The following is a 25,342-nucleotide window of genomic DNA, read 5'->3' on the forward strand; positions in this document are numbered from 1 at the left end:
GATGAGATCTCCTAGTCGAAGATGCTGAGCGGGTTGACCAGGTCGGCGGTCACGGTCAACAGCATGTAGCTGACCACCACCAGCAACACCACGTAGGTGGCGGGCATGAGTTTGAGGTAGTTGACCGGGGCTGCGGCGACTTTGCCGCGGGCGGCACGGAACATATTGCGGATCTTCTCGTACGTCGCGACCGCGATGTGGCCGCCGTCGAACGGTAGCAGCGGCACCAGATTGACGGCCCCGAGCACAAAGTTCAACTGCGCCAGGAAGAACCAGAACGCCACCCACAGCCCGGCCTCGACAGTCTCGCCGCCGATGATGCTCGCGCCGACGACACTGATCGGGGTTTCCTTGTCGCGCTCGCCGCCGCCGATCGCGTGCACCAGCGCACCGATCTTGGTCGGGATCTTGGCCAGCGACTTACCGAGCTCGACCGCGAGGTCGCCGGTGAACGAGAACGTGGCGGGCACCGCGGTGATCGCGTTGTACTGCGTCGGCGGCTCACCCCGGGCCTCGCTGACGCCGATGGCGCCGACGGTGGTGGCCTCCTTGGCCTCCGTGCTGGTGAACCGCTTGGTCTGGGTCACGTCGACGACGGTCGTGATGGTCTGACCGTCGCGCTTGAGTTCGATCGACACCGGACCGTTGAGCTTGCGGATCTCGGTGGCCATCTGCTTGAAGTCCGAGACGGGAGTGTCGCCGACCTTGACGATCTCGTCGCCGGCCTGGATACCGGCCAACGCGGCGGGACCGGGCCCGGTGCACTCACCCATCTTGTCGAGGCTCAGTTGTGCTGCCACACAACCGGTTTCGCCGACCTTCGCAGTAGTGGGCTGATTGATGTTGGGCAGGCCCCACATGATCGCGACCGCATAGAGGAGCACGAACCCGATGATGAAGTTCATCGCGGGCCCGGCGAACAACACCGCGACGCGCTTCCACACCTTCTGCTTGTACATCGCATATGGCCGGTCTTCGGGTGCGATCTCGTCGACCGACGTCATACCGGCGATGTCGCAGAACCCACCCAGCGGGATGGCTTTGATGCCGTACTCGGTCTCCCCCAACCGGTTGGGCCGCCGCGTCGACCACAGCGTCGGGCCGAAGCCCACGAAGTAGCGTCGCACCTTCATGCCGGTGGCGCGCGCCACCCACATGTGCCCGCATTCGTGCAGGGCCACCGATACCAGGATGGCCAGCGCGAACAGCGCGATGCCGATAACGAACATCATTTGGTGACGAGCCCTTTTCTGACGGATTTCTGCTCGACGGTGCGCCGGGCCAGATCCCTGGCCCACCGCTGCGCGTCGAGTACTTCTTCCACGGTAGCGGGTTCGGCAGCCCACTGGTCGGCAGCGTGCAACACGTCACCGACGGTGTCGACGATCGCCGGGAACGAGATCCGATCGGAAAGGAACGCTTCTGCCGCTTCTTCGTTGGCCGCGTTGTAGACCGCGGTCAGGCAGCCGCCACGCGTTCCGGCCTGCCGGGCCAGATTCACGGCGGGGAACACCTCGTTGTCCAGCGGCAGGAATTCCCAGGTCGAGGCAGTGGTGAAGTCACAGGCCAGGGCCGCGCCGGCAACCCGTTCGGGCCAGCCCAGGGCCAGCGCGATCGGCAGTTTCATGTCCGGCGGGCTCGCCTGGGCCAGTGTCGAGCCGTCGGTGAAGGTGGCCATCGAGTGCACGATCGACTGCGGATGCACCACGACCTCGATGCGCTCGTAGTCGATGCCGAACAGGAGATGGGTTTCGATCAACTCCAGGCCCTTGTTGATCAGGGTCGCCGAGTTCAGCGTGTTCATCGGGCCCATGGACCAGGTCGGATGCTTGCCGGCCTGCTCCGGGGTGACCGATTCCAGGTCAGCGGCCGACCATCCGAGGAACGGACCGCCCGACGCGGTGAGCACGATCTTGGCGACCTCGTCGGCGGTGCCGCCCCGCAAGCACTGGGCCATCGCGGAGTGTTCGGAGTCCACCGGGACGATTTGCCCCGGTGCGGCCGCCTTGAGCACCAGGGGGCCACCCGCGACCAGTGACTCCTTGTTGGCCAGGGCCAGCCGCGCACCGGTGGCCAGGGCGGCCAGCGTCGGCGCCAGCCCCAGCGCCCCCACCAGCGCGTTGAGCACCACATCGGCTTCGGTGTTCTCGACCAGGCGGGTTGCCGCGTCAGGACCGGCATAGGTCACGTCGCCGACCTTCTCCGCGGCGGCCGCGTCGGCCACCGCGATGTTGGTGACGCCGGTCGCGGCGCGCTGGGCGGCGAGCAGGTCGGGGTTACCCCCACCGGCAGCCAGGCCGACGACCTCGAACCGGTCGGGATTGGCTGCGATGACGTCGAGCGCCTGCGTGCCGATGGATCCGGTGCTTCCGAGGATCAGCACGCGCTGCCGCGCCGGGGAATCGCTCACCAACCCATTGTGCCGCGCTGTGATGGGCGTTCCCTAATGCGCCGGCCAAAATTCGCTTGCGACCGCGCTTACCGTCAAGAGGCCCGTCGAACCTCTCCAGAAAATGAGCATGTCCGCCTTCTCAAGCCCGCTGTTCGCACCGGCCGTCGCCGCGTACTGGCAAACCTGCTTCGCCGGTGACGTGTTGTACCGCGACACGGACTTCACCGTCGTGACCAGGCCGGACCTCGACGTCGACTCCCCCGTCATGGTGCTCAAGACCGCCGACGGCCGGGTCAGCGCAGCCCTGACCCCCGATCTTGCCGACCGGGCGCGACTGGGTGGGCGGGCCAACCTGTCGGAAGCGGAGTTCCGCCGGGCCCTCACGGCCGCCGGCATCACCCTGAACGGCGCGGACTACGTGTTCTACTTCGGATCGGGGACACGCGAGTCGTTGACCGATGACTGCCCGGACGTGCGCCGGTTGACCGACCTCGACAGTGCGATTTTCGCGGAATTCGAGTCGGGCGCCTCGGCAGCTGACTTGGACGGCGCGTACGTGGAGCTCGACCACTGGGCGGTGTTCGGGGCGTTCGAGCAACCTCGGCTGGTGTGTGCGGCCAGCGCGTATCCGTGGGACGACGCGCCGCTCGCCGACCTCGGTGTACTGACCCTGTCGCCCTTCCGCGGAAACGGTCACGCGCGCACCGTGGTTCGCGCTCTGAGCCGCTATGTCTACGAGCAGGGCTACGAACCGCAGTACCGCTGTCAGCTCGACAGCTACCCGTCCGTGGCGCTCGCCAAGTCGCTGGGTTTGCAGCCGTTCGGCGAGTGGGAGGTCATCGCCGAGGACGGTCCGGTCGGGATCGAACCGACTCAGGGCTGACTCGCCTGCCGAGCCGACGGGTCGGCCGTGGCCTCGATCTTGAGCACCAGCCCGTCGCGGATGGTCAGCACCACGACCGCGAACAGCCGGTGCCGGTCGTAGGCCAGCAGCACCGGTTCGGCCGCGCACACCACCGTCGCCCCCGGCCCGAGGTAGCGGAGCAGGTTTGTCGCGACGTCATGGCGGCCGTGGTTGACCTGACGCAGGGCGGGGTCGGTGAGCACCGTGCCGACACCCCAGACGCTCGGGTCGAGCACCGAGGCCAGCGCCGCCACGTCGCCGTTGGCACACGCGGTGATGAACGCATCGGTGACCTGTCGGTGCTCGTCGGCGCTGACCTGATCCAGCGTCGGCGCGGCGCCGGTCACCTTCGTCCGGGCCCGACGCGCCAGCTGTCGGCACGTTCCGACCGGGCGGCCCACCGTGTCGGCGATGTCGTCGAACGGGACCCGGAAGATGTCGTGCAGTACGAATGCGACGCGCTCGCCGGGACTGAGCCGGGTCAGCACCGCCAGCAGCGCCGAGCCGACCTGGTCGTCGAGAGTGACGCGGTCTGCCGGGTCGGAGCCGACAGCCGCGGTCGTGGCCAGTGCCGCCGAGCCGTCGGGGCGTTCGAGCCGCGCCCGGGCCGATCGCAGGAGGTCCAGGGACAGCCGGCCCGCCACCACTGTCAACCAGGCGCGGACATCATCGAGATGCTCCTGGTCGGCGCCGGCCAGCCGCAGAAACGCTTCCTGCGCGACGTCCTCGGCGTCACCGATGTCGCCCAGCATGCGGTAGGCGAGGTTGACCAGATAGGGGTGGTGGTCACGCCACGCCGCCTCGAGACCGGCAGATCCGTTCATGTGTCTACGACGAATCCGCGGCCCGAAAAGTTACTCGTGGCCTTGATTCGTGGCCGCTGTAACTTTCTGGACGGCCGCCCCGTCCTTGATCGCATGAACACAATTCTCGTCACGGGCGCAACCGGCAACGTCGGCCGCCCGCTTGTCACCGAACTCGTCCGTGCCGGCGCCCGTGTGCGCGCCGTCACCCGCAATCCTGACGCCGCCGGGTTCCCGTCCGGTGTCGAGGCGGTGCGATCGGCCGCCGAAGGCATGGTCGGCGCCTCGGCGGTCTTCCTCAATTCCCGGGCACTGGGCCCGGATCTCGCCGCGACAGTCGAATTGGCCCGTACCGCCGGGGCGCAACGCCTGGTCGCGTTGTCTGCGATCAACGCCGATGACGACGACACCCGGCAACCGTCCCGGGTCCGCGGGGATCGCAACCGTGAAGTCGAGCAGCTGGTCGTGGCCTCCGGCCTGGAGTGGGTCAGCCTGCGCCCCACGGTGTTCGCGTCCAATTTCGCCGGCATGTGGTCGGCTCAGATCCGGGCCGGCGAGGTGGTGAGCGGACCGTACGCCGCCGCGTCCACCGCGGTGATCGTCGATGCCGACATATCCGCCGTCGCCGCTGTCGCTCTGATGACCGACGACCTTGTGGGACAGCGCATCCCGTTGACCGGACCACAGGCACTCACCAACACCGAACTGGTGGCAACGATCGGCCGCGTGCTGGACCGGCCGCTGCGCTATCACGAGGTGCCCACCGAGGTGGTACGGCAGCGGTTCGTCGATCTGGGCTTTCCGGCCGCATTCGCCGATGCCTACATGGGCCTGTTGGCCGACACGGTCGAAAGGCCCGCGCTGGTCACCCACGAGGTGGACAAGATTCTCGGTCGGCCGGCCACGACTTTTGCCGAGTGGGTGGCCGACCACCGCGAGCTTTTCGCCAATAGCTGAGGAGGACAAGACATGTCAGGACACGCGACCGAGCCACACCCACCGCGCTGGCTCAAGCCGATGAACAAGGTGATGATGGCGGTGCAGAGCCTCGGGATCCCGACCGGACCGGCGATGGTACTGACCGTCCCGGGCCGCAAGACGGGTAAACTCCGCAGCACGCCGATGACGCCGTTCGACCACGACGGCGGGCTCTACACCGTAGCGGGCTACCCCGGCTCGGACTGGGCGGCCAATGCGCGTGCCGCCCGTACCGGAACCCTGACCCGGGGCCGACGCTCCCGGACGGTCAGGATTGTCGAACTCACGCCGGACCAGTCACGTCCGGTGCTGCGAGCGTTCGCGGTCAAGGTTCCGGTCGGTGTCGGCTTCGCCAAGCGCAGCGGCCTGGTGATCGAGGGCACAGCCGACGAGTTCGAGGCACTGGCAGGACGTTTGACGGTGTTTCGGTTCGATCCGGCCTAACGCGCCCCGGACAACCCGCCTAAGAGGAGTGGCCCGCGGACACCGGACCGACGGCACGGCGGATCGAGATGTCTCCGGATCCGGTGCGGGCCTGGAGCCTGAATGTCTCGTCACCGTCGGCCGGCCCGTCCGAGGACTGCAACCCGTTGTCGACGGTGCCGGAGTGGGTCTTCAATTCGAGCCGCGCGGCGGTGCCCTCCGGAATGCCGACTTCGACCTCGCCGCTGCCGGTTTGCGCGCTCAGCGCACCGTTGACGGCTACGGCGACGGTGACAGAACCCGAGGCGGTTTGATGCCTGACGTGACCGTGCAGAGTTCCGACGGTGAGGCTGCCGCTGGCCGCCTGGAACTTCACATCGCCATCCACGCGAGCGATCTGCGCGTCGCCGGACGCGGTGGCGATCCGCGCGTTGCCCGTCAGGTCGCCGATGGTGATATCACCGGAGGCGCTGTCCGCCTTGAGGTTTCCCGCGACACTGGCCACGCGCATCGGGCCGCTCGCCGTGGCGAGACGGCAGTCCGAGTACCCACCCTCGGCGTCGATGTCGGCCGACGCGGAGGACAGATTCAGTCGGGAGCCGGTCGGCAGGGCGATGTCGACGCGGACCGCTCCCCCACGTCCCATCGACAGGACCTTCCTGCCTGCGGTCACCACGAGAGTGCCGTCGTGAAAATCGATCCGGGCCTGTTCGGCCGCGCGCACGTCGGAGGTGCGTTCGGGATCTCGCGGTTTGATGTCGACGACGGTGTCCTCGCGGCCGGTGGCTGCCAGGCGCACCGTGCCGGCAACGACTTCGACGACGGCCGTGATGGGTTCGGCGGTGTGGAACTTGGGCATCGGTTTCTCCTGTCGATCGGTCAGCGGACCCAGCCGCTGAAGGTCTTGTCGGTGCCGCGACTCGCTCGCCCGGTCCGACCGACGGCCGCCGCGGCCGAACGTACGAGCCAGGCATTCACGGACACACCGTCCCGCCGGGCGGCGGCCTCCACCCCGGCCCGCAGGCTCTCCGGGACTCGTAGCGACACACGCCAGGTGCCGCCGTCACCGTCGTCGGGGACGTCCATGACGGGTGGTGCGGAAGCGTCGGCCTCCGTGGGCTGGACCGTGAACTCGGGGTCACGCCCGTTGAGCCGGACATGGACGGATCCGGGGGCGAATTCGCGGGTGATCTGCTCGGCAGCCTCGGACAGCGCCTCCAGCAGAGCCAGGCGCAGCGCCGATTCCAGTGGCGCGGTCAGTCGGTGGGCCAATGCCTCGGCCTCTGGCCCTCCCGCCGCGGCGGCCACGCCGAGTTCGTGCCGGACGGTGTCGACATACGGCTGCAAATCCATGGTGTCATGGTGACATCATTTTGACGTCACAACAAGCATCATATTGATGCATGCCGCTGCGGCGCGCACTGAAGGGCCACCTGGACGCGACCGTATGCTCAGGCGGATGAACTCTGCCGAGGACGCCCGGACGGTCCCCGTCACAGCTCGGACCGAGTACCTGACCAGCCGGCACCGTGCGTCGGCCGTCGCATCGGGCGCCGCCCTGTTGGCGGGGATGGTCACGCTGGTCGCGCTCAGCTACGCCGAGGTGTCCGGACTTGTCACCGCCGTCGTCGTGGCCATGTTCATCGCCGCCGGACTGGCCGCTGTGGCCTTCGGGCGGCTGGAGAAGCCGGGCGCGGTGCTGATCACGGTCGATGACGACACCGTCTCTCTCGGCCATGAGTTCCACGGCATCGTCAGCTACCCGCTGTCATCACTGATCGCGGTGAGTCGAGCGGGACCAGCCGCTGACACCACGACCGACGGTCGGCTCTTGACCGTGCGGGGGCAGCAGTACCTGACGCTGACTTTCACCGCCGACGCCGGCAGCGAGGAATGGCGGGTGGCCGTCGTCGGCTCCGACCCCGCGGCCGCCGAGATCCTGCGCCGGTTGGAATCGAGATCGCCCGATTCCGAATCCGGTATCGAAGCGCCGGTTTCGAGTTCGCGGATCGCCGACGCCGGGACCGACGACGCGGCGCGGCGGTTGTGGGAGGAGGCCGCCCGGCGCCACAGCGACATCCTCGGCGCCTACGGCGCCTACGAACTCGACCCGGCGATGTTGTTGCGCTACCCCGCGATCACCGACGTCACCGTTGAACCGACGCAGACGTTCCATGTCGCTCTGGACGAGGCGCAAGCATTGCGCACCGAGGACTATCCGGGCAGCCGGGGACTGGCCGATGCCTACCAACAGGCGGTGGTGGCCCTGCGCCGCGCCTGGATCGCGTGCGAATCACACGGGAAGAAGGTCGGCACGTCCTATTTGGATGCGACCGATCGCGCTGAACTGGATACCGCACTCAAGCTCTACAACCACGCCACGTCAAGCACCACGCCTGCCGAACAGGCCACCTATTACGGCCGGGTCCGCGAAATCGTCACCAAACTCGCCGACCGTGGCGCCCTGCATCCACCCAGAGTCCAACTCGCGCAACTGGAGGGTGTCACGCGGCGGGCCATCGAGGCGGCCAAACCGCAGTGACACTCAAATGGCGCCGGGCGCAAGGAATTCACCGGTGACCGAGTAGGTCCCAGTCGCCGCATCCACGCCCGCGAGCTCGATCCGGATCGCCAACCGGTGCTGGTCGATCTCCCGGTCGGTCATCCAGATCTCGACAGCCTCCCGTTCGTAGGGTTCGAGGGCGCCACGTTGCATCGCTTGTGCGCGAACGGATTCGAACGCTTCCAGGCTGATGTCGTCGAAAGCGAACGTCTGCCTCCGCGAGTGGTGCGACTCAGCGCTGACCTCGGGCAGTTCGCCCGGCACGATGACGATCTGACCGGACCGGTCACCGGTGTCGAAATCCAGCAGCACCCCGCCGCTGCTCTGGAGTTGGCTCGCGTGCGCGGTCGGCGTGGCCCGGTGGGTGCCGCGGATCTCGAAGTTCGTCAGCACCCGGTCGGAGGTTGTAATCCCGGCCTGTGCCAACGCTTCTCGCGCCTTGTCGAACGACACCGCGAAATCCGCCGGATCGAAGATCTCGCCCACTGTGCCGTCCGGGAGGCCGTTGACGGTCTTGCCACCGAAGGAGCCGGTCAGCATCACCGGAGCGCCGGGCGCCGACCGTTTGATCTCCAGGTCGCCCCGCTGCCCCGCCGAGCTCGCACGTTGGACCATCTTGTCGGCGATCGCGTCCAGATCGGTCGACGCGATCTCGGCAGCCGTGAAAGTGCTGTCCTTGCGGAGCACCCGCTGTGACGGCGTGATGAACGCGTCGCCGCCGTTGTTGATGTAGACGATGGTCGCGTCACCGTTGGTCGGGTCGAGCACCGTGCCATAGTCCGACCCGCTGGCGGTGAGACGCAGATCGAGCAGATTGTTGGACGCCGCCGGACCGAACTGTTCGGCGATCGCGCGGATCATGCCGTCACGACGGGCGTTGAAGTTCATGCTCTTCGACTTGGTTTCGGTATCGGCCCGTGGCACAGGCGACGCCGGCCGACCGAACGAGATATGCCAGGCCTCGCCAACCCCGAACAGCACGGCGAACGTCACCAGCACGGTCACCACCGGATACATCACGTCGCGCGCGCCGCGGTGATCGCCGAAGCCCGGCGGACGGGAAACGTCGCGCGCGGGCAGTCGATCTGGCGGCAGCGTCGTGAGCGGATTTTCCGTCAGGGAGCGAAAGTTGCCACGTGACATCGACGCGATCCACCGCGCCTGATACACGGTGTCGTGCGGTGGGCTGATCGTCGCGCTCACCAGTGTCGGCTGCAGATCGTCGTCGGTGAGACTGCTGCGGGCGAGTGCGTCGACACGGACCGGCACCGCTTGCGGATGCGTCAGGTCCCCGAACACCTCAAGGTCGGATGCCCGCGAGAGCCGGGGTGCAATCGCAAGACCCGCGACGATGAGCGGAACTGAGACCAACACCGCCACCCACCAGGCGTTATAAGCGCCGAGCCCGATCCCGGCGGCGATGAGGACACCGGCAGCGCCGGCTTGGCCGACGCGCATCAGCGTGCGCTTCATGACCCTCCCTGTCCACACCGGTTTAGCGCGATCATAGTGGCGCCGACCGGGTAGCCCCGGTCAGCAGATCTTCGCGATGACCGTTTCCGCGAACTGCTCGATGGGACCCCGGAATCGGTCGACGCCGGTGGCGCCGTTGGGCATTGAGAGCCAGGGCGCACACATCACCGCGGTGATGCCGAGATCCTCGGCGCGCTTGTACAGATCCGGCGACGGCGGATCCAGCAGCGCCAGGATGATGTCGAACGGCTCGTCCTGCCGCCTGTGGTCACGGCGCAGTTCGGCCAACCGGGTGGTGTAGCGGGTGGCCTGCTCCAGCGTGTAGGCGTAGCCGATCCAGCCGTCGCACGATCGGGCCGCCCGCCGCAGCGCCGCCTCTGATTCACCGCCGCACAGGATCGGCACGGGGGCGGGCGGATGAGGTTCGATCATCAGCTCGGGAACCGAGTAGTAGCGCCCTTCGTACGACACCCAGCCGCCGCGCCAGATCTCGCGCAGCGCCGGAATCATCTCGTCGAGCCGCTTGCCGCGAGTGTCGAAATCCTGGCCCATGAGCTCGAACTCCTCACGCATCCAGCCGACCCCGACCCCGAGCGCCACCCGACCACCGGAGATCACCGCGGCCGTCGCCACCTGCTTGGCGACCTCGAGCAGCGGACGCGCGGGCGCCACGTATACGGCGTTGGAGAAACGCAACCGGCGGGTCAGCGCCGCCATTGCCCCGATCAGAACCCAGGAGTCCGGCCAGGCCGTCTCCGGTGCCCACGACGGCTTACCCGTCGACGAGTCCGGATACGGCGATGACAGCTCGCGCGGATAGATCATGTGATCCGAGCAGACCATGCCGTGATAGCCGGCCTCGTCGAGCAACGGCGCCACCGCCAGCGCGTCGGTGGTGTCCATGAATGCCGTACCGCTCCAGAACTGCATCTGCGCCCTTCCGTGTATTCCGGTGTGTTCATAGGCAGCATGGACACATGCCCACACTGCTCTGGTTCCGGCGAGACCTGCGGTGCCACGACCATCCCGCCCTGCTGGAGGCCGCACGAGAAGGCGGCGAGGTACTGGCCTGCTACGTGCTCGATCCGCGACTGGAGACATCCGCGGGTGCACGTCGCCTGCAGTATCTGTACCGAGCGTTGCGCAACCTCAACGACAACCTCGACGGAAAACTTCTGGTGACTCGTGGCCGACCAGAACAGCGGATTCCGGCGCTCGCCCGGGCCATCGGCGCCACCTCGGTGCACACCTCGCAGGACCACGCGCCGTTCGGCCGGCGTCGCGACGAGGCGGTCCGGGCGGCCCTCGGCGAAACCGACCTGTGTGCAACAGGATCGGGCTACCTGGTGTCGCCCGGCAGGATCACCAAATCGGATGGCACGCCATATCAGGTCTTCACGCCGTTCTTCCGCGCCTGGCGTCGGCACGGCTGGCGCATTCCTGCGGATTCCGGGCCCGATTGCGCGCGCTGGATCGACCCGGCCGACATCCCTGGCGACATCTCCGCACGCGTCGGAATACCTGCTGTCACAGGACAACTGATTTTCGAAGCAGGAGAGGACGCGGCGCGGTCGCAGTGGCGGGAATTCGTGGCGGAGGAATTGGCCGACTATCCGGCCCGGCGCGACCGCCCGGGCCTCGATGCCACCAGCCGGATGTCGGCGCACCTCAAGTTCGGCGCCATCCACCCACGCTCCATGGCCGTTGACCTCGACTCGAACGATGAGACCTACCTGCGCGAGCTGGCCTTCCGCGATTTCTATGCCGCCGTGCTGCACCACTGGCCCGACAGCGCGTGGCGAAACTGGAACCGCGACTTCGACGCGATCGAAGTGGACGACGGCGAGGCGGCCCAGCAGGCATTCGAGGCGTGGAAGGACGGCCGGACGGGCTTCCCGATCGTCGATGCCGGGATGCGCCAGCTCGCCTCGACCGGCTTCATGCACAACCGGGTGCGCATGATCGTGGCCTCGTTTCTCGTCAAGGACCTGCATCTGCCATGGCAATGGGGCGCGCGCTGGTTTCTGGACCAGTTGATCGACGGCGATCTGGCCAACAACCAGCACGGGTGGCAGTGGGCAGCCGGTTGCGGCACCGACGCCGCACCGTACTTCCGCGTTTTCAATCCGGACCTGCAGGGCGCGAAGTTCGACCCCGACGGCGACTACATCCGACGCTGGATACCGGAGTTGGCCGATGTCGCCGATGTGCACAAACTCGGCGCCGGACGACCGAGGTCGTATCCGGAACCGCTCGTCGACCACGCCGAGGAGCGCCAGGAGGCCCTGCGGAGGTACCGGCGCCTCGGTTGAACCCCCAGGGCCGGCGTACGACGCAGTGTCGTATGTCAGAATGTGCGGAAGCCAAGCCTGAAGCCAGTTCGATCCGGAGGAGCAACCGTGGCCAGCACCGAAGTGGAGCGCAACAACGGCGTCGACGTCGAGGAAGTGCCGTCCGCAGCGTGGGGCTGGTCGGATCTGAACATCAAGGTGATCCACCTCGGCGGCATCCTGTCCGCGATCTTCCTGCTGGTCATGATGCACGGCAACCACATCGGACATGTCGAGAACTGGTTCCTCATCACGTTCGCGGCGCTCATCTTCCTGGCCGTGATCCGCAACATCTGGCTGCGTCGCCGCGGCTGGATCCGCTAGCCGCACAGCGCGCCCGCCGGCCCTACAACCGGGCTGGCACATCGATCGCGGTATCCACCGGTCGCATCGGGCGAATCAGCCCCTCCTGGGCGAATGACGCCAGCAGCTCGCCATCCTCGGTATGCACCTGACCGCGAACATATGACATCCCCTGTCCGGCCGCGGTGCTCTCGTGGCCGTAGAGCAACCAGCCGTCCCACTCCACCGGCTCGTGGAAGCTGACCGATGTCGACATCAGGGCGGTCGACAGCGTCGAGTGCGCCTGCGCCGTGCCGATCCCGCGATGCGGCCGCATGGTGGTGGAGATTCCGAGTTGGCCCGTGAAATATGCCAGCAGCGCCTTGGCGAGTTCGTCCCGTTCAGGGATCGGGTCATAGCGCAGCCAGGCGTAGAGTTCCGGCGGCCCCACCTCCTCGGGACTGTTCACATCGACCACATCGACCAGGCGCAACTCATGACCGGCCATGGCCCGCCCGGCCGGGTGGGCGTCCTCGGGCGTCTCGACGTCGGGCCGCAACGCATGGTGACTGACGACGTCGCCCGCGGGCACATCGGCGATAACCGTAACGGTCGCGCACAACCGTGAATCCTGGGCGACGGCCACCACAGCCGTCGCCGTCGAACGGCCCTCGTGCACCACGGTCACCGCCAGCTCGACGGTGGAGTCGATCTCGACCGGCCGGGTAAAGACCGCATGGGCCGAACGAATTACCTTGTCGGGGAACCGCTTTGCCACTGCGACGATGGCCTGGCCCAACGCTTGCGTACCCTTGGCCACCTTCCTGCCGTCGGTGCCGGCCGGTCCGGTGACGCCGACGAACCGGTCCGGTCCGGCCTGCGTCACATCGAACACCTCGAGCAGACCGGCGACAGACGCCTGTCGGGACATCAACACACCGGCACCAGATCGGCCTCGAGCAGGCCCGCAGATCGTCCGTACCGGAACAGTGTCTCGACCTGCCCGGTCGAACCCGGATCCGCCCCGGCGATCACCAACGCGTGAGCCTTGAACGCCAGCGCTGCCGCGCTCGGCTGGTACTGCACATGGTCCACGGCCCCGCTCAGACCGGCAGGGCCATGTGCCCCGAAAAAGACCACGCCGGTACCGGATCGGCGCACGGCGCGTACGTGGTCACCGGATTCGAACCGATCGGTCCCGATCGCCGTCATCGTCACCGCATCTGCCTCGGTCGACCACAGGCCGGTCAGATCAACGGCTTTCACCCCGAGGATCCGGAGTGCACGCTCGTCTGCACAGGCGTCGGCGGCGACGCTGACACGCCAGCCCGCCATCGCCCGGTCGAACAACCATCCGCCGATGGCCGACACCACGGCGGTGACGTCGGCGGCCACCACGTTGAGTTCGTACTGCAGGGTCTTGTCGGGCTGCGCCCGCGGCCCGGACAGCGGGCCAGTGCGGGCAACCGTGCCGTGCACATTGCCGCCGCGCGCTTCGGACAACTGTGCGGACATTCCTGACTGTAGGGACATAGGGCATCCAATCCGGGTCCAAAGGGCTGATCGGCCGGCACTCTCGACGGGGGTATTGCGGTGTGGCCCGCCTCACCCAACAGCGTGACATTCTCAAGAGAATCTGTAAAGCTTCTATCTGGACGCAGCGATCGACCCCCCGAACGGACACCGCTGCGTTCGATGGCCGCGCCCATATCCATCAGTCTGCCAAAATGGAGGTCCCGCAATGAGTCTCGTCGCAGGGCGGGGTCCGTTGAGTACACAACCGGCCGGTTGGTTCACGCCACCGCTCGCGGGCGGCACGGTCTACGTCGAACCGCACCCGCGCCGTATTCAAGCCCTGCGCGGCGATGTCGCCGTGCTCGACACCGAACATGCCCTGATGGTGCACCGCGCCGGCCACCCGCTCAGCTATGCGTTTCCGAGCGACGAGGTCGGCGGCCTTCCGCATGCGCCGGTGGCCGAGGCACCGGGATACGTGACGGTGCCCTGGGATGCCGTCGACGCGTGGTTCGAAGAGGGACGCAAGCTGGTGCACTACCCGCCGAACCCCTACCACCGGATCGACTGCCGGCCGTCCCGCCGAGGCCTTCGGGTGACGGCCGCCGGGTCCGTTCTCGTCGACACCGACGACACAGTGATCGTCTTCGAGACGGCACTGGAACCGCGACTGTATGTGGACCCCACCCTGGTCCGCACCGATCTCCTGCAGCCCAGTTCGACCACGTCGTACTGCAACTACAAGGGCATCGCCGCCTACTGGTCGGCGGTCGTGGGTGACACCGTCATCGCCGACGTGGCGTGGAGTTACCCCGACACCCCTCCGGAGTCCCTGCCCATCCAGGGATTCCTCAGCTTCGACACGACGCGGGTGGACGTACTCGCCGAGCTTCCCTCCTCGGGGGCGTCGGCAACCTGCGGCTGCGAGCTCTGACCACACCGGGAACACCGAGGAAGGCGAACAACTTTGGGCATCGTGACGACCAGTTCCGAAACCGCGTTCACACAATCGGCGGAGGAGATCTATGACTTCGTCACCAATCCGGCGAACTGGGTGAAGACCTACCCTGGGAGTGCGCACATCGGCGGACTACCCGAGCGGCTGCCGCTGGAGGTCGGCGACACCTGGACCGAGGCCGGACCCGACGGCACGCAGATCTACACCTGGCACCTGGCGATCGCCATGCGACCGCGGATGTGGGTGTTCAACTCGGTAGGCCGGCTCGGCCACGATGCCGACGGCAACGGCGGCAGAGAAGGCCGCATCACCGTGCAGTACCAGTTCACCCGCCCGGGCAACGACATCACGCTGTTCAGTCGCACGATGACCATCGAGGCCTACAAAGATGCCCCGTTGCCGGATGCACTGTTCCGCGTGGTCAACCCGGCCAACATCGACGCCTATCACGCCGCTGTGGCCCGGGAGTTGAGCGGCGAGTCAAGCTAGCGGCCGCGGCTGAGCCGCGAATCAGGCACCGCGGCTGAGCCGCGAATCAGGCACCGCGGTCGGAGCCGCGAATCAAGCCGGCACGGCTGAGCCGCGGATCAGACGCCCGCACCGCCCTCGAAATCGTCGGACAGCGCCGCCGCCAACTGCAGGGTGCGGCGCCGGAACGCCGGCCGCAGCAGATCGAAATGGATCTCGGTGCCCGCGGCGATGTGTTTGTCCCACGGCAGCACGAACACCCGGCCCGGAGCCACATGCTTCTGGAACTGATGCACCAGGTCGCCGGTGTTCACGTTGGGTTTACGGGGCCCGACGTGGTTGACCACCACGCAGGAGCGGTTGAGCAGGTCCTGGTACCCGTTGTGACGCAACCAGTCCATGGTCACCGCGGCCTGGCGCGCACCGTCGATCGAGGCACTGGCCACGATGACCGCACTGGAAACCGTCGCCAACACGCCGCGGCCGGCCGGCGCGAACATGTCGGCCGCGCAGTCGGCCAGCACCAGGTTGTAGTGCTTGGAGACAGCGGCGGTCGCCGCATTCCAGTCGGCGTCGTTGAAGGCCCGGCTGGCGCCGCTGTACTCATCGCTGGACAGCACTTCCAGCTTCGACTCGTTCATGCTGGTGTAGGCCCGGACATCGTTGTAACGCGACAGGTCCTTGGCGGCCAGCAGGTCGCTCACCGTCGCCGCGGACTGCCGGCCTGCCCGGTCGGCCAGATTGCCGCCGGCCGGGTCGGCGTCGACGGCGAGGATCCGGTCACCCCGAACCGCGCTCAGAACCGATCCGAGCGCCACGGTGACGGTGGTCTTGCCCACGCCGCCTTTCAGGCCGAAGACACCGATCTGATGGGACTCACGGGCGGTGCGGCGCACCCTGGCGTAGAGGTCCAGTTCGTACAGCTCGTCGCGGGACAACCCCAGGTTGAGGCGGGTGGTGACATAGACCGCCCGCCGCCAGCCGCGCCGCGGCTGCATCTTGACCGAGGAGCGCACGCCGACGCGGGAGAGGTTGTCGATGGCGCGGGGCTCGCCCGGAGCGGCCGCCGGGACCGGTTGTTCCAGGATCCAGCTCCCGGCCGAGGACGACCCGCTGATCGGGCGGCCGGGGACCGGCGGGAGCTTGGTGGTGATCTCCGATTCGCGGGGAGCAGCGAAATTCGAGGTCAGAACGATGGGAGGAGTCGATACCCTGGCGTCGCCGTGGCGGGACCGTCCGCTCGGCAGGGCCGCGACCGGTCCGCCCAGCAGGGCGTCGAGTCCGCCGTATCCCAGAGGTTCCCTGGCGTGTTTGGCGTCGCCGGAGTACATGAGCCGGTCGTCGTCGGCCGACATAGTTACCTCTCAATCGCTTACTCGCTCCCGACGTACCCGGGTTGACCCCTCGGGCGTGCCGCAGCCATCGTCGCACCGGCCGCACAGATTTGTCCGTGCGAAATCCGGATAGAACAGAACCTGCATTATTGCCCACAACGTCGATCGCAACCACCGCCGAGCTGGCCAGCTACCGCGTCATCCGTGCAGGGCGCGGCGCAACGCCGCACCTTGTAGTGCGAAAAGCTGGTGGCTGACCTCCCACTCGGGAAGCAACGAATCGAACCCGTGGCACGTCCCGGGAAACAGATGCAGTTCGGTGGCAACGCCGTCGGCGAGCAGCCTGCGCGCATAGTCGAGTGCCTCGTCGCGCAGCGGATCGAGTTCCGAGCAGGTGATCAGTGCCGGCGCCACACCGGCCAAGGTGGCGGCCCGGGCGGGCACCGCCGCCTCCGGAACGTCCCTCGCGCCCGCATAGTGCCGCCACATCGCCACCGTCGCCGGGCCGTCGAAGCCCGGGGTGTCGGAGAATTCCTGCTTGGAACGGGTGGGCCGGTCGTCGAGCACGGGCTGATGCAGCGCCTGGAACACGATCGGTGGAGCGGAACCGGCTGCGGAGTGCTGGGCCAGCAGCGCGGCCAGCGCGCCGCCGGCGCTGGTGCCGGCAACTGCGATGCGGCCGGCATCGATGTCGAGTTCCCCGGCCAGCGTGGCGGCCCAGTTGAGCACCACCATCGCGTCGTCGAAAGCGGCCGGATACGGATACTCGGGCGCCAGCCGATAATCCATCGCGATCACCGTGCACCTGGCGCGCCTGGCCAACTCCACGCATTGGATCTGGTCGGTGTCGAGATTGCCGAGGACGAAGGCACCCGAATGGCAGTAGACGACCACCGGCGACGGCGACGGTCCACCGCGGTAGATGCGAACCGGGATGGTGCGCCGCCCGAGTGCGACGCGGGCCCCGACGATCTCCACGCCGGGGGTGTCCAGCACCTGCGCAGCGTCCCGCCGACGCTGATCCAGCGAGGTACGCACCACGCCCAACTGCTCGGCGCTCAGGTCGGTCCGGGCCTCGGCAAATCCGTGTAACGCGGGGTCGAGGCGCTCCAGCCAGGCCATGGCTCAGCCGTCCGTCCGATCGGCGGCCGCGGGGACCCGGGCCGGGTAGTTGATGGGCGGTTCGAAAGTGTAGTCCGCGGACCGGAACCGGCGGGTCATCGACCAGAAAGCTCGGGCGCTGCGCGGCCACTGGGTGACCACCCGGCCGCTCGGGGCCCGGAAGTAACTGCTGCACCGGGTCAGCCACACGGTGCCCTGCATCCACCGGTCGATGTCGGCGAGAAACGCGGCCATCGCGCCGGGACGCACCGCCACATAGGACTTACGTTTGCGCCGAAGGTGTTTCAGGGCCCGCACCACGTAGCGGGCCTGCGCCTCGAGGATGAAGATGACGCTGTTGGAGCCGACATTGGTGTTCGGCCCGTACAGCATGAAGAAATTCGGGAAGCCCGGCACCGTCATGCCCAGGTAGGCGAATGCCCCGTCACTCCAGGTGTCGTGCAGCGACGCCCCGCCTTCACCGGTGACCTCGATCTCACCCAGGTAATCGGCCGCCGCATAACCGGTGGCGCACACCACGACATCGACGTCGAGTTCCCGGCCGTCGTCGGTGACCAGGGACCGGGACCGCAGGGCACGAGCCGGGCTGGACACCACCTCGACGTTGGGCTTGGTCAACGCCGCGATGAAATCCGGGGAGAACACCAGTCTCTTGCACCCCAGCGGGTGATCCGGGGTGAGCCGGGCGCGCAATTCCTCGTCGGCGACGGTCGATTCGAGGAGGTTGAGTGCAATCGCCTTGAACTCTTGGGTCTTGTCGCTGCCGTTCTCGATGACCGCGATGTTGGATTCACTGCGCAGCCACAGCCGGGTCCGGTAGATCTTCTTCGCGAACGGCACATGCGCGAACAGCCAGCGTTCCCGGTCGGTGTACGGGCGGTCGGGCTTGGGCAGCACCCAGGTCGCCGAACGTTGCACCGAGTACACCTTGTCGGCGACCTTCGCCAGTTCCGGAACCACTTGGGAAGCAGTCGATCCGGTGCCGAGAACGGCTACCCTGGCGCCGTCGAGCGCCACGCTGTGATCCCATTCAGCGGTGTGCATGACGGTGCCGGTGAACGGCTCCTCGGCCACCAGATCCGGTTGCAGCGGCTGAGTGAACAGTCCGATGGCAGACACCACGATGTCGAAGCTGTGCTGCCCTCCCGAGGCCGTGGTCAACAGCCAACTGTTGGTGTCGGCATTCCACCGCGCCGAGGTGACCTCGGTGTTCAGCTGCAGATGCGGACCCAACCGGTAGCGCTCGGCGCAGCGCTCGAAGTACTCGAGGATCTCCGGTTGCCCCGCCCACAGCCGGCTCCAGCCGGCATTGAGATCGAACGAATACGAGTAGAGGTGCGACTTCACGTCGCAGGCCAGACCTGGGTACGTGTTGATCCGCCATGTTCCGCCGACCCCGTCCTCGCGGTCGAAGATCGTGAAATCGTCGAAACCCGCCTTCTTCAGGAAGATTCCGAGCGCCAGCCCACCCGGACCGGCACCGATGATCCCGACTGACAGTCTTGAACCGGGCACCTGCGTCATCCGATCTGCAGACATTGGCCGCCGTCGATGACGAGCTCCGAACCGGTAATGAACGCCGCCTGGTCGGACAATAGGAACGCCACCGCGTCGGCCATCTCGCTCGGCTTGCCCAGCCGCCCCAACGTGGCCCGCTCCGCCAGCCGGGCCTGGGTGGACTCGTCGAGCATCGGCGTCTCGACGGGGCCGGGAAAGATCGAGTTGACCCGGATCCCGTGACGGCCGAGTTCGGCGGCCGCCACCTGAGTGAGCCCGCGCAGTGCCCACTTCGACGAACCGTAGGCCGCGTGGTGCGGAAACGGGCGGATCGCGCCAGTGCTGCAGGTGTTCACCACCGCGGCGTTGTCCGCGCGCCGCAGCGGCTCGAGCGCTGCCTGCAGTCCCAGGAACGGCCCCAGGCAGTTCACTCGCCACAAGCCCTCGAAACCGCTCGGGGTTTCCTCGGCGATCGAGGCACTGTGCAGCACACCGGCGTTGTTCACCAGTGCGTTGAGCCCACCAAATCGGGCCACGGTGGCCGATACGGCAGCTTGCCAGTGCTCTGACGATGTCACGTCGAGCTCGACAGCCAACACATCGTCGCCGAACTCCGTTGTAGTAGGGGTGAGTTCGTCGATCAGATGATCCCCCGCGGTCACCCGGTAGCCGTCGGTCACCAGCCTGCGCACGATGGCCGCGCCCTGGCCCCGGGCAGCTCCGGTCACCAAGGCCACCCGGGTGCGGCCAGGCTGTGGTCCTGCGTTCAGTTGTAGCCTCCTCGTTCGGTGCCGGTCGCGGCTTGCGCGGGGGCAGACGGACCGTCGGTATTTCCTGTTGCCTCGTTGAGGTGTTCGGTGGCACCCCGGCGCAGCGCCTGCGATTCCGAGGCCAGCGTGATCATCTGGAACCCCAAGTCGGCCATGGCCTTTCCGAGTTTTCCTGCGCCGGCATGGATCCCGGAGACCAGTCCGGCCGCATGGGCGGCAGTCCGGATCGCGACCATCGCCGCCCGCACCTCGGGATGCGTCCAGGCATCGGACAGTTGGTAACCCATCGAGATGGCCAGATCAGCCGGGCCGACGTAGATCCCGGTGAGACCGGGCACCGCGCAGATCTCGTCGGCAGCAGCCAGACCCCGCGCGGTCTCGATCATCGCGAACACACTCACCCGGGCTTCCAGCGCTGCGGTGTCGTGTCCCAGACCAGCACGCAACGGCCCGAAGCTGCGTATCCCGGCGGGCGCATATCGCGTAGCCGCCACCGCCGAGGCGGCCTGCTCGGCCGATTCCACCATCGCGATGATCACCGCGTCAGCGCCGGCGTCGAGCACCCGGCCGATCGGTGCGGGATCGGCCGAGGGCAGGCGCACGGCGGTGGCGATCGGCACGTGCTCCAGGCGCCGCAACAGCAGCGCCACGTCCGCATCGTCGAGATACCCATGCTGAACGTCGAATCCGACATAGTGGTATCCCGCCGCGGCGAATTCCTCGGGCCCGAGGATCGTCGGCCCGACCACCCATCCACCCCAGACCTGGGAGTTGGATGCCAACGCGTCCTGCAGGCGACTGGGGTTCATCGGGTGATCGCAATCTTGACGCGCCCGGGCACCGGACGACAGGCCAGTTCGAATGCCGCCTGCACATCGTCCGAGCCGAAAGTGTGGGTCACGTAGCTGGGCAAGAGATCGGGATGCTCCCTGGCAAACTCGTCGGCCCGGCGCAGCACGCGCTGACGGTCCAGTGTCACACCAGATTTCAGGGTGAGGTTGTTTCGCAACATCGTGCGCATGCTGATCGGATAGCTGTCGTCGTCGGGCACCCCGAAGTAGAACACCGTGCCCCCGAACGCGGCGGCTTCCAACGCGTGGTTGAGCGTGGCGACCTGGTGCCCGACCGCCTCGATGACGACATCGGGCTTGTCCGCGTGTTCCAGATGTCGGACCCAACGGTCACTGGTGGCCCGGACCGCGTCGTCAACCCCGAACTGGGCGCTCACCGAAGAACGATCCACCGGATCCACCCCGGTAACCCGTGCGGCACCGAAAGCCTTTGCCGCATAGGAGAACAACAAGCCGATCGAGCCCTGTCCGATGACTGCGACGTGACGACCTTCCAGAACCGGCAGTTGTTCGACGGCGTAGAGGACACACGCCAGCGGCTGCAGGCCGACGGCCTGTTCCGGCGTCAGTGCTGGATCGTAGGAGACCAGCCCCGCTCCGTCGGCGATCACGCGGCCCATCAGACCGTCGAAACCCGACGCCCACCCCACCACCCGCTCGCCCGGCCGGTGGTCCGGATGGCGGCTGGCCAGTACCTCGCCCACGATCTCGTGGATGGGGAAGCCGTTCATCTCCGCCGCGCAGCATCCGGTGTCCCCCGGCAGCTTGCCTTGGGTTCCACGGAATCCCGGGAGATCGCTGCCACAGATACCGGCGGCCAGGAAGTCGAGTAGTACCTGGCCGTCGGCCAACGATTCCGGCGATGGTTCTGAAACCTCTTGCCGCTCGAACGTAAATGGAGCGACGAGTCGATACGACCACACGTCACACCTCCACGGGAATGTTGTTCCAGCCCCACTGGAAACTCGACGGCGGCCGGGATGCCGAGGCCTCGTCGATGCGGTAATCAGGCACGCGCTTGAGGAATTCCTGGATCATGATGGTGATCTCCAGCCGGGCCACGTGTACGCCGAGGCAGAAATGCTGCCCGTGGCCGAACGACAACAGCCGTTCGATGGGCCGGTTCCACACGAAATCGTCCGGATTTTCGTACTCCCGTTCGTCTCGGGCGGCCGACGCCAGCAGTGTGATGACCCGTTGCCCGGGATTGATGGTGGTGCCGTGAACGGTGTACGGCCGCCGCACCGTCCGGGCGAACCACTGCGCCGGGGCGCTGTGCCGGATGATCTCCTCGCGGGCGACCGGCACGTTGGCGTCCAGATCGGAACGTACCGCGGCCAACTGGTCGGGGTGCCGGAGCAATTGCCACAGCCCGGTCGCAGTGATCTTCGGAACCGTCTCGGTGCCGCCGATGAACACGCCGAGCATCTGCACAGCGGCTTCCATGTCCCCGAACGCCGATCCATCCGGCAGCCGGAAGTCGATCAGGGCATCGGCGATCGGCACGCTGCCGTCGTGACCGGCTGCGCGCCGCCGCTCGATGATCGGGGTGAGGTAGGACAGGTAGCCGGGGCGGGCGTTGCCCACCTCCACCCCCTCCCCGGGTTGCGCGAGGCTGCCCGCGTTGACCGTGGCCAGCACCTCCGGCGCGAGATCGACTGGCAGTCCGACGAACTCGCACACCATCGCGGCGGCGACGATGCCACCGTAATCCTGCGTGAGGTCGAAGGTGCCGCGTGGCAGCAACTCGTCCAGGCGCTCGTTGGCCAACGTCCGGATCCTCTCGACCAGCTTGGCCGCCGACCGCGGCCGAAACTGCGCCGAGGTGCACCGCCGCACATTCTCGTAGAGCGGGGAATCGAAGTTGGCGTGGAAGGGCATGGGATGAAGCGGCGGATCGGGCACCGGGCCGTCGTTGCGGTTCGCCAGCACGTTCGCGGCCGGCAGGGTCCCCTCCGAGGCGACGAAGGTCCCGTCGTTGAGTCCGAGCACGTTCCAGATGTCGTCGAACCGGGACAGCGCGTAGGTGTCCCATTTGTCGATGTAGTACACCGGGTACTCGTCGCGCAGGATCCGGTAGTACGGCAGCGGGTTGGCCATCACGTCCGGATCGAACGGATCGTAGGTGAAATCCTGCAGCACGGGCTGATTCACGGCAGTCCTACTTCAGCGGCGACGGCGGCAGGGCTGAAAGAATGGAATCTTCCCAGCCGTCGCGAAGCGCGGGCGCCACGCTCATCCAGGTGACGATCTCCGCGGGCGGATTGCCCTTCCACGACGGGTAGTGGTTCTCGAAGCAGTCCCAGTCGTCGTCGAGTGCCCAGTAGTGGATCACCTCGTTGAACCGGAAGGTGGTGATGAACGAACCCAGCCAACGCTTGCCCGTGCTTTCCGACCACGGCACATACAGCCGCTCGAGTTCCCGGATGTAGTCGTCCTGACGTCCGGGCTTGGTCTCCATGATCTCCTGGATCACCAGGCCCGCACCGAAGTTCGCCTCTCGCAACTGTGCGAGTGTCCGGTTGTACTTGCCGGCGTACATGATTCGGCCCTCACCACGGGCCCCGATCTCGGACAGGTAGGACGCCCACTGCAGCGCGGGCTTCTCGTGGCTGCCGCCGACCGCCTGCGCCTTGCCGATCCGGGCGTAGTCGGCGAATGCGTCGATCTCCCAGATGATCGTCACCTGCGGCCAGTGCCCGTTGTAGGGCGTGGTTTCCCAGATCGAGAACAGCCGGGCTCCGAGGTCCTCCATCATCGGCTGATAGACCTCACCGAAGATTTCTGTGAACCGATCGGTTCGACCGGACCCAAGGTCGATGGTCTCGTGCAAGTACAGCAGCGTGTGGCCGTAGAACTTCTTCATCACGACGCTCCGGTGGTTGACAGTGACACCCTGCGAGCGTGACACTTGAGGCGTGTTTTGTAAAGGTGCGGGAACATGACGGCGGGAACCGACCAAACCGGGACAACCGAACTGGCACAGGGTTTCTGTTTTGGTGAAGGCCCGCGCTGGTTCGAGGGTCTGCTCTGGTTTTCCGACATGTTGGGCGAGGCCGTGCACACGGTCACGCTGGCAGGCTCCATGACCACGCTGCCTGTCCCCGGACATTCCCCGTCCGGGTTGGGTTTTCGGCCCGACGGCACCCTGCTGATCGTGTCGACCGAGCGCCGCCAGGTGCTGCGCTACGACGGCGACGCAGTCGAACTTCTGTCCGATCTGACCGACCTGGTCCCCGCCGCCCTCGGTGACATGGTGGTCGATGAGCACGGCCGGGCCTATGTCGGATCGCAGGCCCGTACGGATGGGGTGATCGTGCGCATCGACCCCGACGGCACCACGGCTGTCGTCGCCGAACATCTCGACTTCCCCAACGGCATGGTGATCACCCCGGACGGCGCCACCCTGATCGTCGCGGAGTCCACCGCACGACGACTGAGCGCGTTCGCCATCGGCGCCGACGGCGGCCTCACCGATCGGCGGGTGTTCGCCGAGGGGCTCGACGGCCCTCCCGACGGTCTCGCGATCGACGTCGAGGGCGGGGTGTGGGCAGCATTGACGTTGGCCCACGAGTTCCAGCGCATCGCGCCCGGCGGATCGGCCATCACGCATCGAATCGAAACCGACGGACGTACCGCGATCGCGTGCGCCCTCGGCGGTGTCGAGGGACGCACGCTGTTTCTGGTCACCACCACCGACGCCTATCCGGAGCGACTGATCGGCACCAAACTGTCACGGGTCGACGCGCTGATGGTCGAAACGCCCGCTCCGGGCGATCACGACTCACATCACCACCACTGACGACAGGTAGACATGTCTGACTCTTACTACGAGCTGATCGACGAGAACGATCCGATCGGAGCGAAATTTCGCGCGACCGACATGGCGCGCGGCATCTGGTCGGCGGCGATCCAGCACGGTGCCCCGGTATCGGCGTTGCTGGTGCGGGCGCTGGAAGGGTGTGAGCACCGTGCCGAAACCCGGTTGAGCCGGGTGGCGATCGATCTGATGGGCGGCGTGCCCTCCGAGGGTGATCTGTGGGTACGTGCGCAGCTGGAGCGACCGGGCAAGCAGATCGAACTGGTCAGCGCCGAAATGCTGGCGACCGGGCCCGATGGTGATCCCCGGGTGGTGGCCCGGGCCAGCGGTTGGCGGATGTTGCGGCTGGACACCACCGCGGTCGCGCACACCGGGGTCGAGCCGCTACCACCGCTCGAGCAGGCCCGCAGCCGCGACATGGCCAAGAACTGGGAGCCCAACTACGTGCACAGCGTGGACTGGCGCTGGCTGACGGTGCCGCAGGCACCCGGGCCCGGTGAGTCCTGGCTCAAGCCGACGGTCGACGTGGTCAAGGGTGAGCCGATGACGCCGTTGCAGCGGCTGTTCGCAGTGGCCGATGACGCCAACGGAATCGGCTCCAAGATCGACATCCGAAAGTGGACGTTCCTCAACACCGATCTGGTCGTGCACATCCACCGAGTGCCGGACGGCGAGTGGATCGGCATCCGTGCCGACACCAACTATGGGCCCGACGGTATCGGCACCACGGTCGGGACGCTGTTCGACCAGAGCGGTGCGGTCGGCGCGATCCAACAGTCGGTGCTGGTGCGGCCGCGTCCGCCCAAGCGTTCCTAGCGCGAGCAGACACTCAAGTACCCGTCAATAGCGCTTTTTGGGT

Annotated in this window: 27 protein-coding genes; 10 read left to right on the forward strand and 17 right to left on the reverse strand. The window is 67.1% G+C overall.

Annotation, left to right across the window (positions count from 1 at the left end; all coding sequences use genetic code 11):
* Nucleotides 1-11 precede the first annotated feature (11 nt).
* Entirely contained in the window at nucleotides 12-1,232 is a 1,221-nt protein-coding gene (locus A5779_RS27495) for a M50 family metallopeptidase (RefSeq protein ID WP_064886905.1), read from the reverse strand.
* Complete coding sequence (gene dxr, locus A5779_RS27500; RefSeq protein ID WP_110777800.1) at nucleotides 1,229-2,413, reverse strand: 1-deoxy-D-xylulose-5-phosphate reductoisomerase; 1,185 nt, start codon at nucleotides 2,411-2,413, stop codon at nucleotides 1,229-1,231. Before dxr ends, A5779_RS27495 begins: the two co-directional genes overlap by 4 nt.
* Before the next feature lie 106 nt (nucleotides 2,414-2,519).
* On the opposite strand from dxr, the gene A5779_RS27505 reads away from it, so the two are divergent.
* Complete coding sequence (locus A5779_RS27505; protein ID WP_207549126.1) at nucleotides 2,520-3,275, forward strand: GNAT family N-acetyltransferase; 756 nt, start codon at nucleotides 2,520-2,522, stop codon at nucleotides 3,273-3,275.
* Here A5779_RS27505 and sigI read toward each other — a convergent pair.
* Nucleotides 3,266-4,120 (reverse strand): RNA polymerase sigma factor SigI, encoded by an 855-nt coding sequence (gene sigI / locus A5779_RS27510; RefSeq protein ID WP_064886911.1) that lies wholly within the window; start codon nucleotides 4,118-4,120, stop codon nucleotides 3,266-3,268. The two genes, A5779_RS27505 and sigI, sit on opposite strands and share 10 nt — an antisense overlap.
* A 93-nt stretch (nucleotides 4,121-4,213) precedes the next feature.
* On the opposite strand from sigI, the gene A5779_RS27515 reads away from it, so the two are divergent.
* Together A5779_RS27515 and A5779_RS27520 are read left to right on the forward strand one after the other, a co-directional pair.
* Nucleotides 4,214-5,056 carry an NmrA family NAD(P)-binding protein gene (locus tag A5779_RS27515; protein WP_064886912.1) on the forward strand — a complete coding sequence of 281 codons (843 nt, stop codon included), beginning with the start codon at nucleotides 4,214-4,216 and terminating at the stop codon, nucleotides 5,054-5,056.
* A 12-nt stretch (nucleotides 5,057-5,068) separates the two neighbouring features.
* Complete coding sequence (locus tag A5779_RS27520) at nucleotides 5,069-5,521, forward strand: nitroreductase family deazaflavin-dependent oxidoreductase (protein WP_064886913.1); 453 nt, start codon at nucleotides 5,069-5,071, stop codon at nucleotides 5,519-5,521.
* A gap of 19 nt (nucleotides 5,522-5,540) precedes the next feature.
* Here the strand turns inward: A5779_RS27520 and A5779_RS27525 are convergent, their stop codons facing one another.
* Together A5779_RS27525 and A5779_RS27530 are read right to left on the reverse strand one after the other, a co-directional pair.
* Nucleotides 5,541-6,359 (reverse strand): DUF4097 family beta strand repeat-containing protein, encoded by an 819-nt coding sequence (locus A5779_RS27525; RefSeq protein ID WP_064886914.1) that lies wholly within the window; start codon nucleotides 6,357-6,359, stop codon nucleotides 5,541-5,543.
* Nucleotides 6,360-6,379: 20 nt separating this feature from the next.
* Nucleotides 6,380-6,853 carry a hypothetical protein gene (locus tag A5779_RS27530; protein WP_064886915.1) on the reverse strand — a complete coding sequence of 158 codons (474 nt, stop codon included), beginning with the start codon at nucleotides 6,851-6,853 and terminating at the stop codon, nucleotides 6,380-6,382.
* 106 nt (nucleotides 6,854-6,959) lie between these two features.
* Here A5779_RS27530 and A5779_RS27535 point away from each other — a divergent pair, with 106 nt between their 5' ends.
* The gene (locus A5779_RS27535; RefSeq protein WP_064886916.1) at nucleotides 6,960-8,042 is read left to right on the forward strand and encodes a hypothetical protein; all 1,083 of its coding nucleotides are present in this window, start codon (nucleotides 6,960-6,962) and stop codon (nucleotides 8,040-8,042) included.
* A 3-nt stretch (nucleotides 8,043-8,045) separates the two neighbouring features.
* Here the strand turns inward: A5779_RS27535 and A5779_RS27540 are convergent, their stop codons facing one another.
* Nucleotides 8,046-9,536 (reverse strand): hypothetical protein, encoded by a 1,491-nt coding sequence (locus A5779_RS27540; RefSeq protein ID WP_174554282.1) that lies wholly within the window; start codon nucleotides 9,534-9,536, stop codon nucleotides 8,046-8,048.
* Between the two features lie 60 nt (nucleotides 9,537-9,596).
* Complete coding sequence (locus tag A5779_RS27545; protein WP_064886917.1) at nucleotides 9,597-10,466, reverse strand: TIGR03619 family F420-dependent LLM class oxidoreductase; 870 nt, start codon at nucleotides 10,464-10,466, stop codon at nucleotides 9,597-9,599.
* A 47-nt stretch (nucleotides 10,467-10,513) separates the two neighbouring features.
* Here A5779_RS27545 and A5779_RS27550 point away from each other — a divergent pair, with 47 nt between their 5' ends.
* Nucleotides 10,514-11,848 carry a cryptochrome/photolyase family protein gene (locus A5779_RS27550; protein ID WP_064886918.1) on the forward strand — a complete coding sequence of 445 codons (1,335 nt, stop codon included), beginning with the start codon at nucleotides 10,514-10,516 and terminating at the stop codon, nucleotides 11,846-11,848.
* Nucleotides 11,849-11,935: 87 nt separating this feature from the next.
* On the forward strand, nucleotides 11,936-12,190 hold the full coding sequence (locus A5779_RS27555; RefSeq protein WP_064886919.1) for a DUF2631 domain-containing protein: 255 nt from the start codon (nucleotides 11,936-11,938) through the stop codon (nucleotides 12,188-12,190).
* A gap of 22 nt (nucleotides 12,191-12,212) precedes the next feature.
* Here A5779_RS27555 and A5779_RS27560 read toward each other — a convergent pair whose 3' ends face one another.
* Both A5779_RS27560 and A5779_RS27565 read right to left on the reverse strand, forming a co-directional pair.
* Nucleotides 12,213-13,079, reverse strand: coding sequence for an acyl-CoA thioesterase (locus tag A5779_RS27560; RefSeq protein ID WP_064886920.1), 867 nt, complete (start codon nucleotides 13,077-13,079; stop codon nucleotides 12,213-12,215).
* A complete protein-coding gene (locus tag A5779_RS27565; RefSeq protein WP_082941884.1) occupies nucleotides 13,079-13,663 on the reverse strand; it encodes a hypothetical protein in 585 nt (194 codons plus the stop codon). The genes A5779_RS27560 and A5779_RS27565 overlap by 1 nt, the downstream gene beginning before the upstream one ends.
* A 226-nt stretch (nucleotides 13,664-13,889) precedes the next feature.
* Between A5779_RS27565 and A5779_RS27570 the strand changes: the two genes are divergently transcribed.
* Nucleotides 13,890-14,597 (forward strand): DUF427 domain-containing protein, encoded by a 708-nt coding sequence (locus A5779_RS27570; protein WP_064886921.1) that lies wholly within the window; start codon nucleotides 13,890-13,892, stop codon nucleotides 14,595-14,597.
* A 33-nt stretch (nucleotides 14,598-14,630) separates the two neighbouring features.
* Nucleotides 14,631-15,110 (forward strand): hypothetical protein, encoded by a 480-nt coding sequence (locus A5779_RS27575; RefSeq protein ID WP_064886922.1) that lies wholly within the window; start codon nucleotides 14,631-14,633, stop codon nucleotides 15,108-15,110.
* Nucleotides 15,111-15,208: 98 nt separating this feature from the next.
* Here the strand turns inward: A5779_RS27575 and A5779_RS27580 are convergent, their stop codons facing one another.
* The 8 genes from A5779_RS27580 to A5779_RS27615 form a co-directional block, all read right to left on the reverse strand.
* Nucleotides 15,209-16,444 (reverse strand): MinD/ParA family ATP-binding protein, encoded by a 1,236-nt coding sequence (locus A5779_RS27580; RefSeq protein WP_082941885.1) that lies wholly within the window; start codon nucleotides 16,442-16,444, stop codon nucleotides 15,209-15,211.
* A 177-nt stretch (nucleotides 16,445-16,621) separates the two neighbouring features.
* Entirely contained in the window at nucleotides 16,622-17,545 is a 924-nt protein-coding gene (locus A5779_RS27585; protein WP_064886923.1) for an alpha/beta hydrolase, read from the reverse strand.
* Between the two features lie 3 nt (nucleotides 17,546-17,548).
* Entirely contained in the window at nucleotides 17,549-19,084 is a 1,536-nt protein-coding gene (locus A5779_RS27590) for a flavin-containing monooxygenase (protein ID WP_064886924.1), read from the reverse strand.
* The gene (locus tag A5779_RS27595) at nucleotides 19,066-19,770 is read right to left on the reverse strand and encodes an SDR family NAD(P)-dependent oxidoreductase (protein WP_236734905.1); all 705 of its coding nucleotides are present in this window, start codon (nucleotides 19,768-19,770) and stop codon (nucleotides 19,066-19,068) included. The genes A5779_RS27590 and A5779_RS27595 overlap by 19 nt, the downstream gene beginning before the upstream one ends.
* 38 nt (nucleotides 19,771-19,808) lie before the next feature.
* Entirely contained in the window at nucleotides 19,809-20,621 is an 813-nt protein-coding gene (locus tag A5779_RS27600) for an HpcH/HpaI aldolase family protein (protein WP_064886926.1), read from the reverse strand.
* Nucleotides 20,618-21,586, reverse strand: coding sequence for a zinc-binding dehydrogenase (locus A5779_RS27605; protein ID WP_064886927.1), 969 nt, complete (start codon nucleotides 21,584-21,586; stop codon nucleotides 20,618-20,620). Before A5779_RS27605 ends, A5779_RS27600 begins: the two co-directional genes overlap by 4 nt.
* Nucleotide 21,587: 1 nt before the next feature.
* Complete coding sequence (locus tag A5779_RS27610; RefSeq protein WP_064886985.1) at nucleotides 21,588-22,763, reverse strand: cytochrome P450; 1,176 nt, start codon at nucleotides 22,761-22,763, stop codon at nucleotides 21,588-21,590.
* A 61-nt stretch (nucleotides 22,764-22,824) separates the two neighbouring features.
* Nucleotides 22,825-23,529: a hypothetical protein gene (locus tag A5779_RS27615; protein WP_064886928.1), complete on the reverse strand. Its 705-nt coding sequence runs from the start codon at nucleotides 23,527-23,529 to the stop codon at nucleotides 22,825-22,827.
* A 75-nt stretch (nucleotides 23,530-23,604) separates the two neighbouring features.
* Between A5779_RS27615 and A5779_RS27620 the strand changes: the two genes are divergently transcribed.
* Both A5779_RS27620 and A5779_RS27625 read left to right on the forward strand, forming a co-directional pair.
* Nucleotides 23,605-24,465, forward strand: a complete 861-nt coding sequence (locus tag A5779_RS27620; RefSeq protein ID WP_064886929.1) for an SMP-30/gluconolactonase/LRE family protein — start codon at nucleotides 23,605-23,607, stop codon at nucleotides 24,463-24,465.
* Between the two features lie 12 nt (nucleotides 24,466-24,477).
* Entirely contained in the window at nucleotides 24,478-25,299 is an 822-nt protein-coding gene (locus tag A5779_RS27625; protein ID WP_064886930.1) for a thioesterase family protein, read from the forward strand.
* The last annotated feature ends 43 nt before the right edge of the window (nucleotides 25,300-25,342 follow it).

The sequence above is a fragment of the Mycolicibacterium peregrinum genome (assembly GCF_001665625.1).
Taxonomy (GTDB): domain Bacteria; phylum Actinomycetota; class Actinomycetes; order Mycobacteriales; family Mycobacteriaceae; genus Mycobacterium; species Mycobacterium peregrinum_B.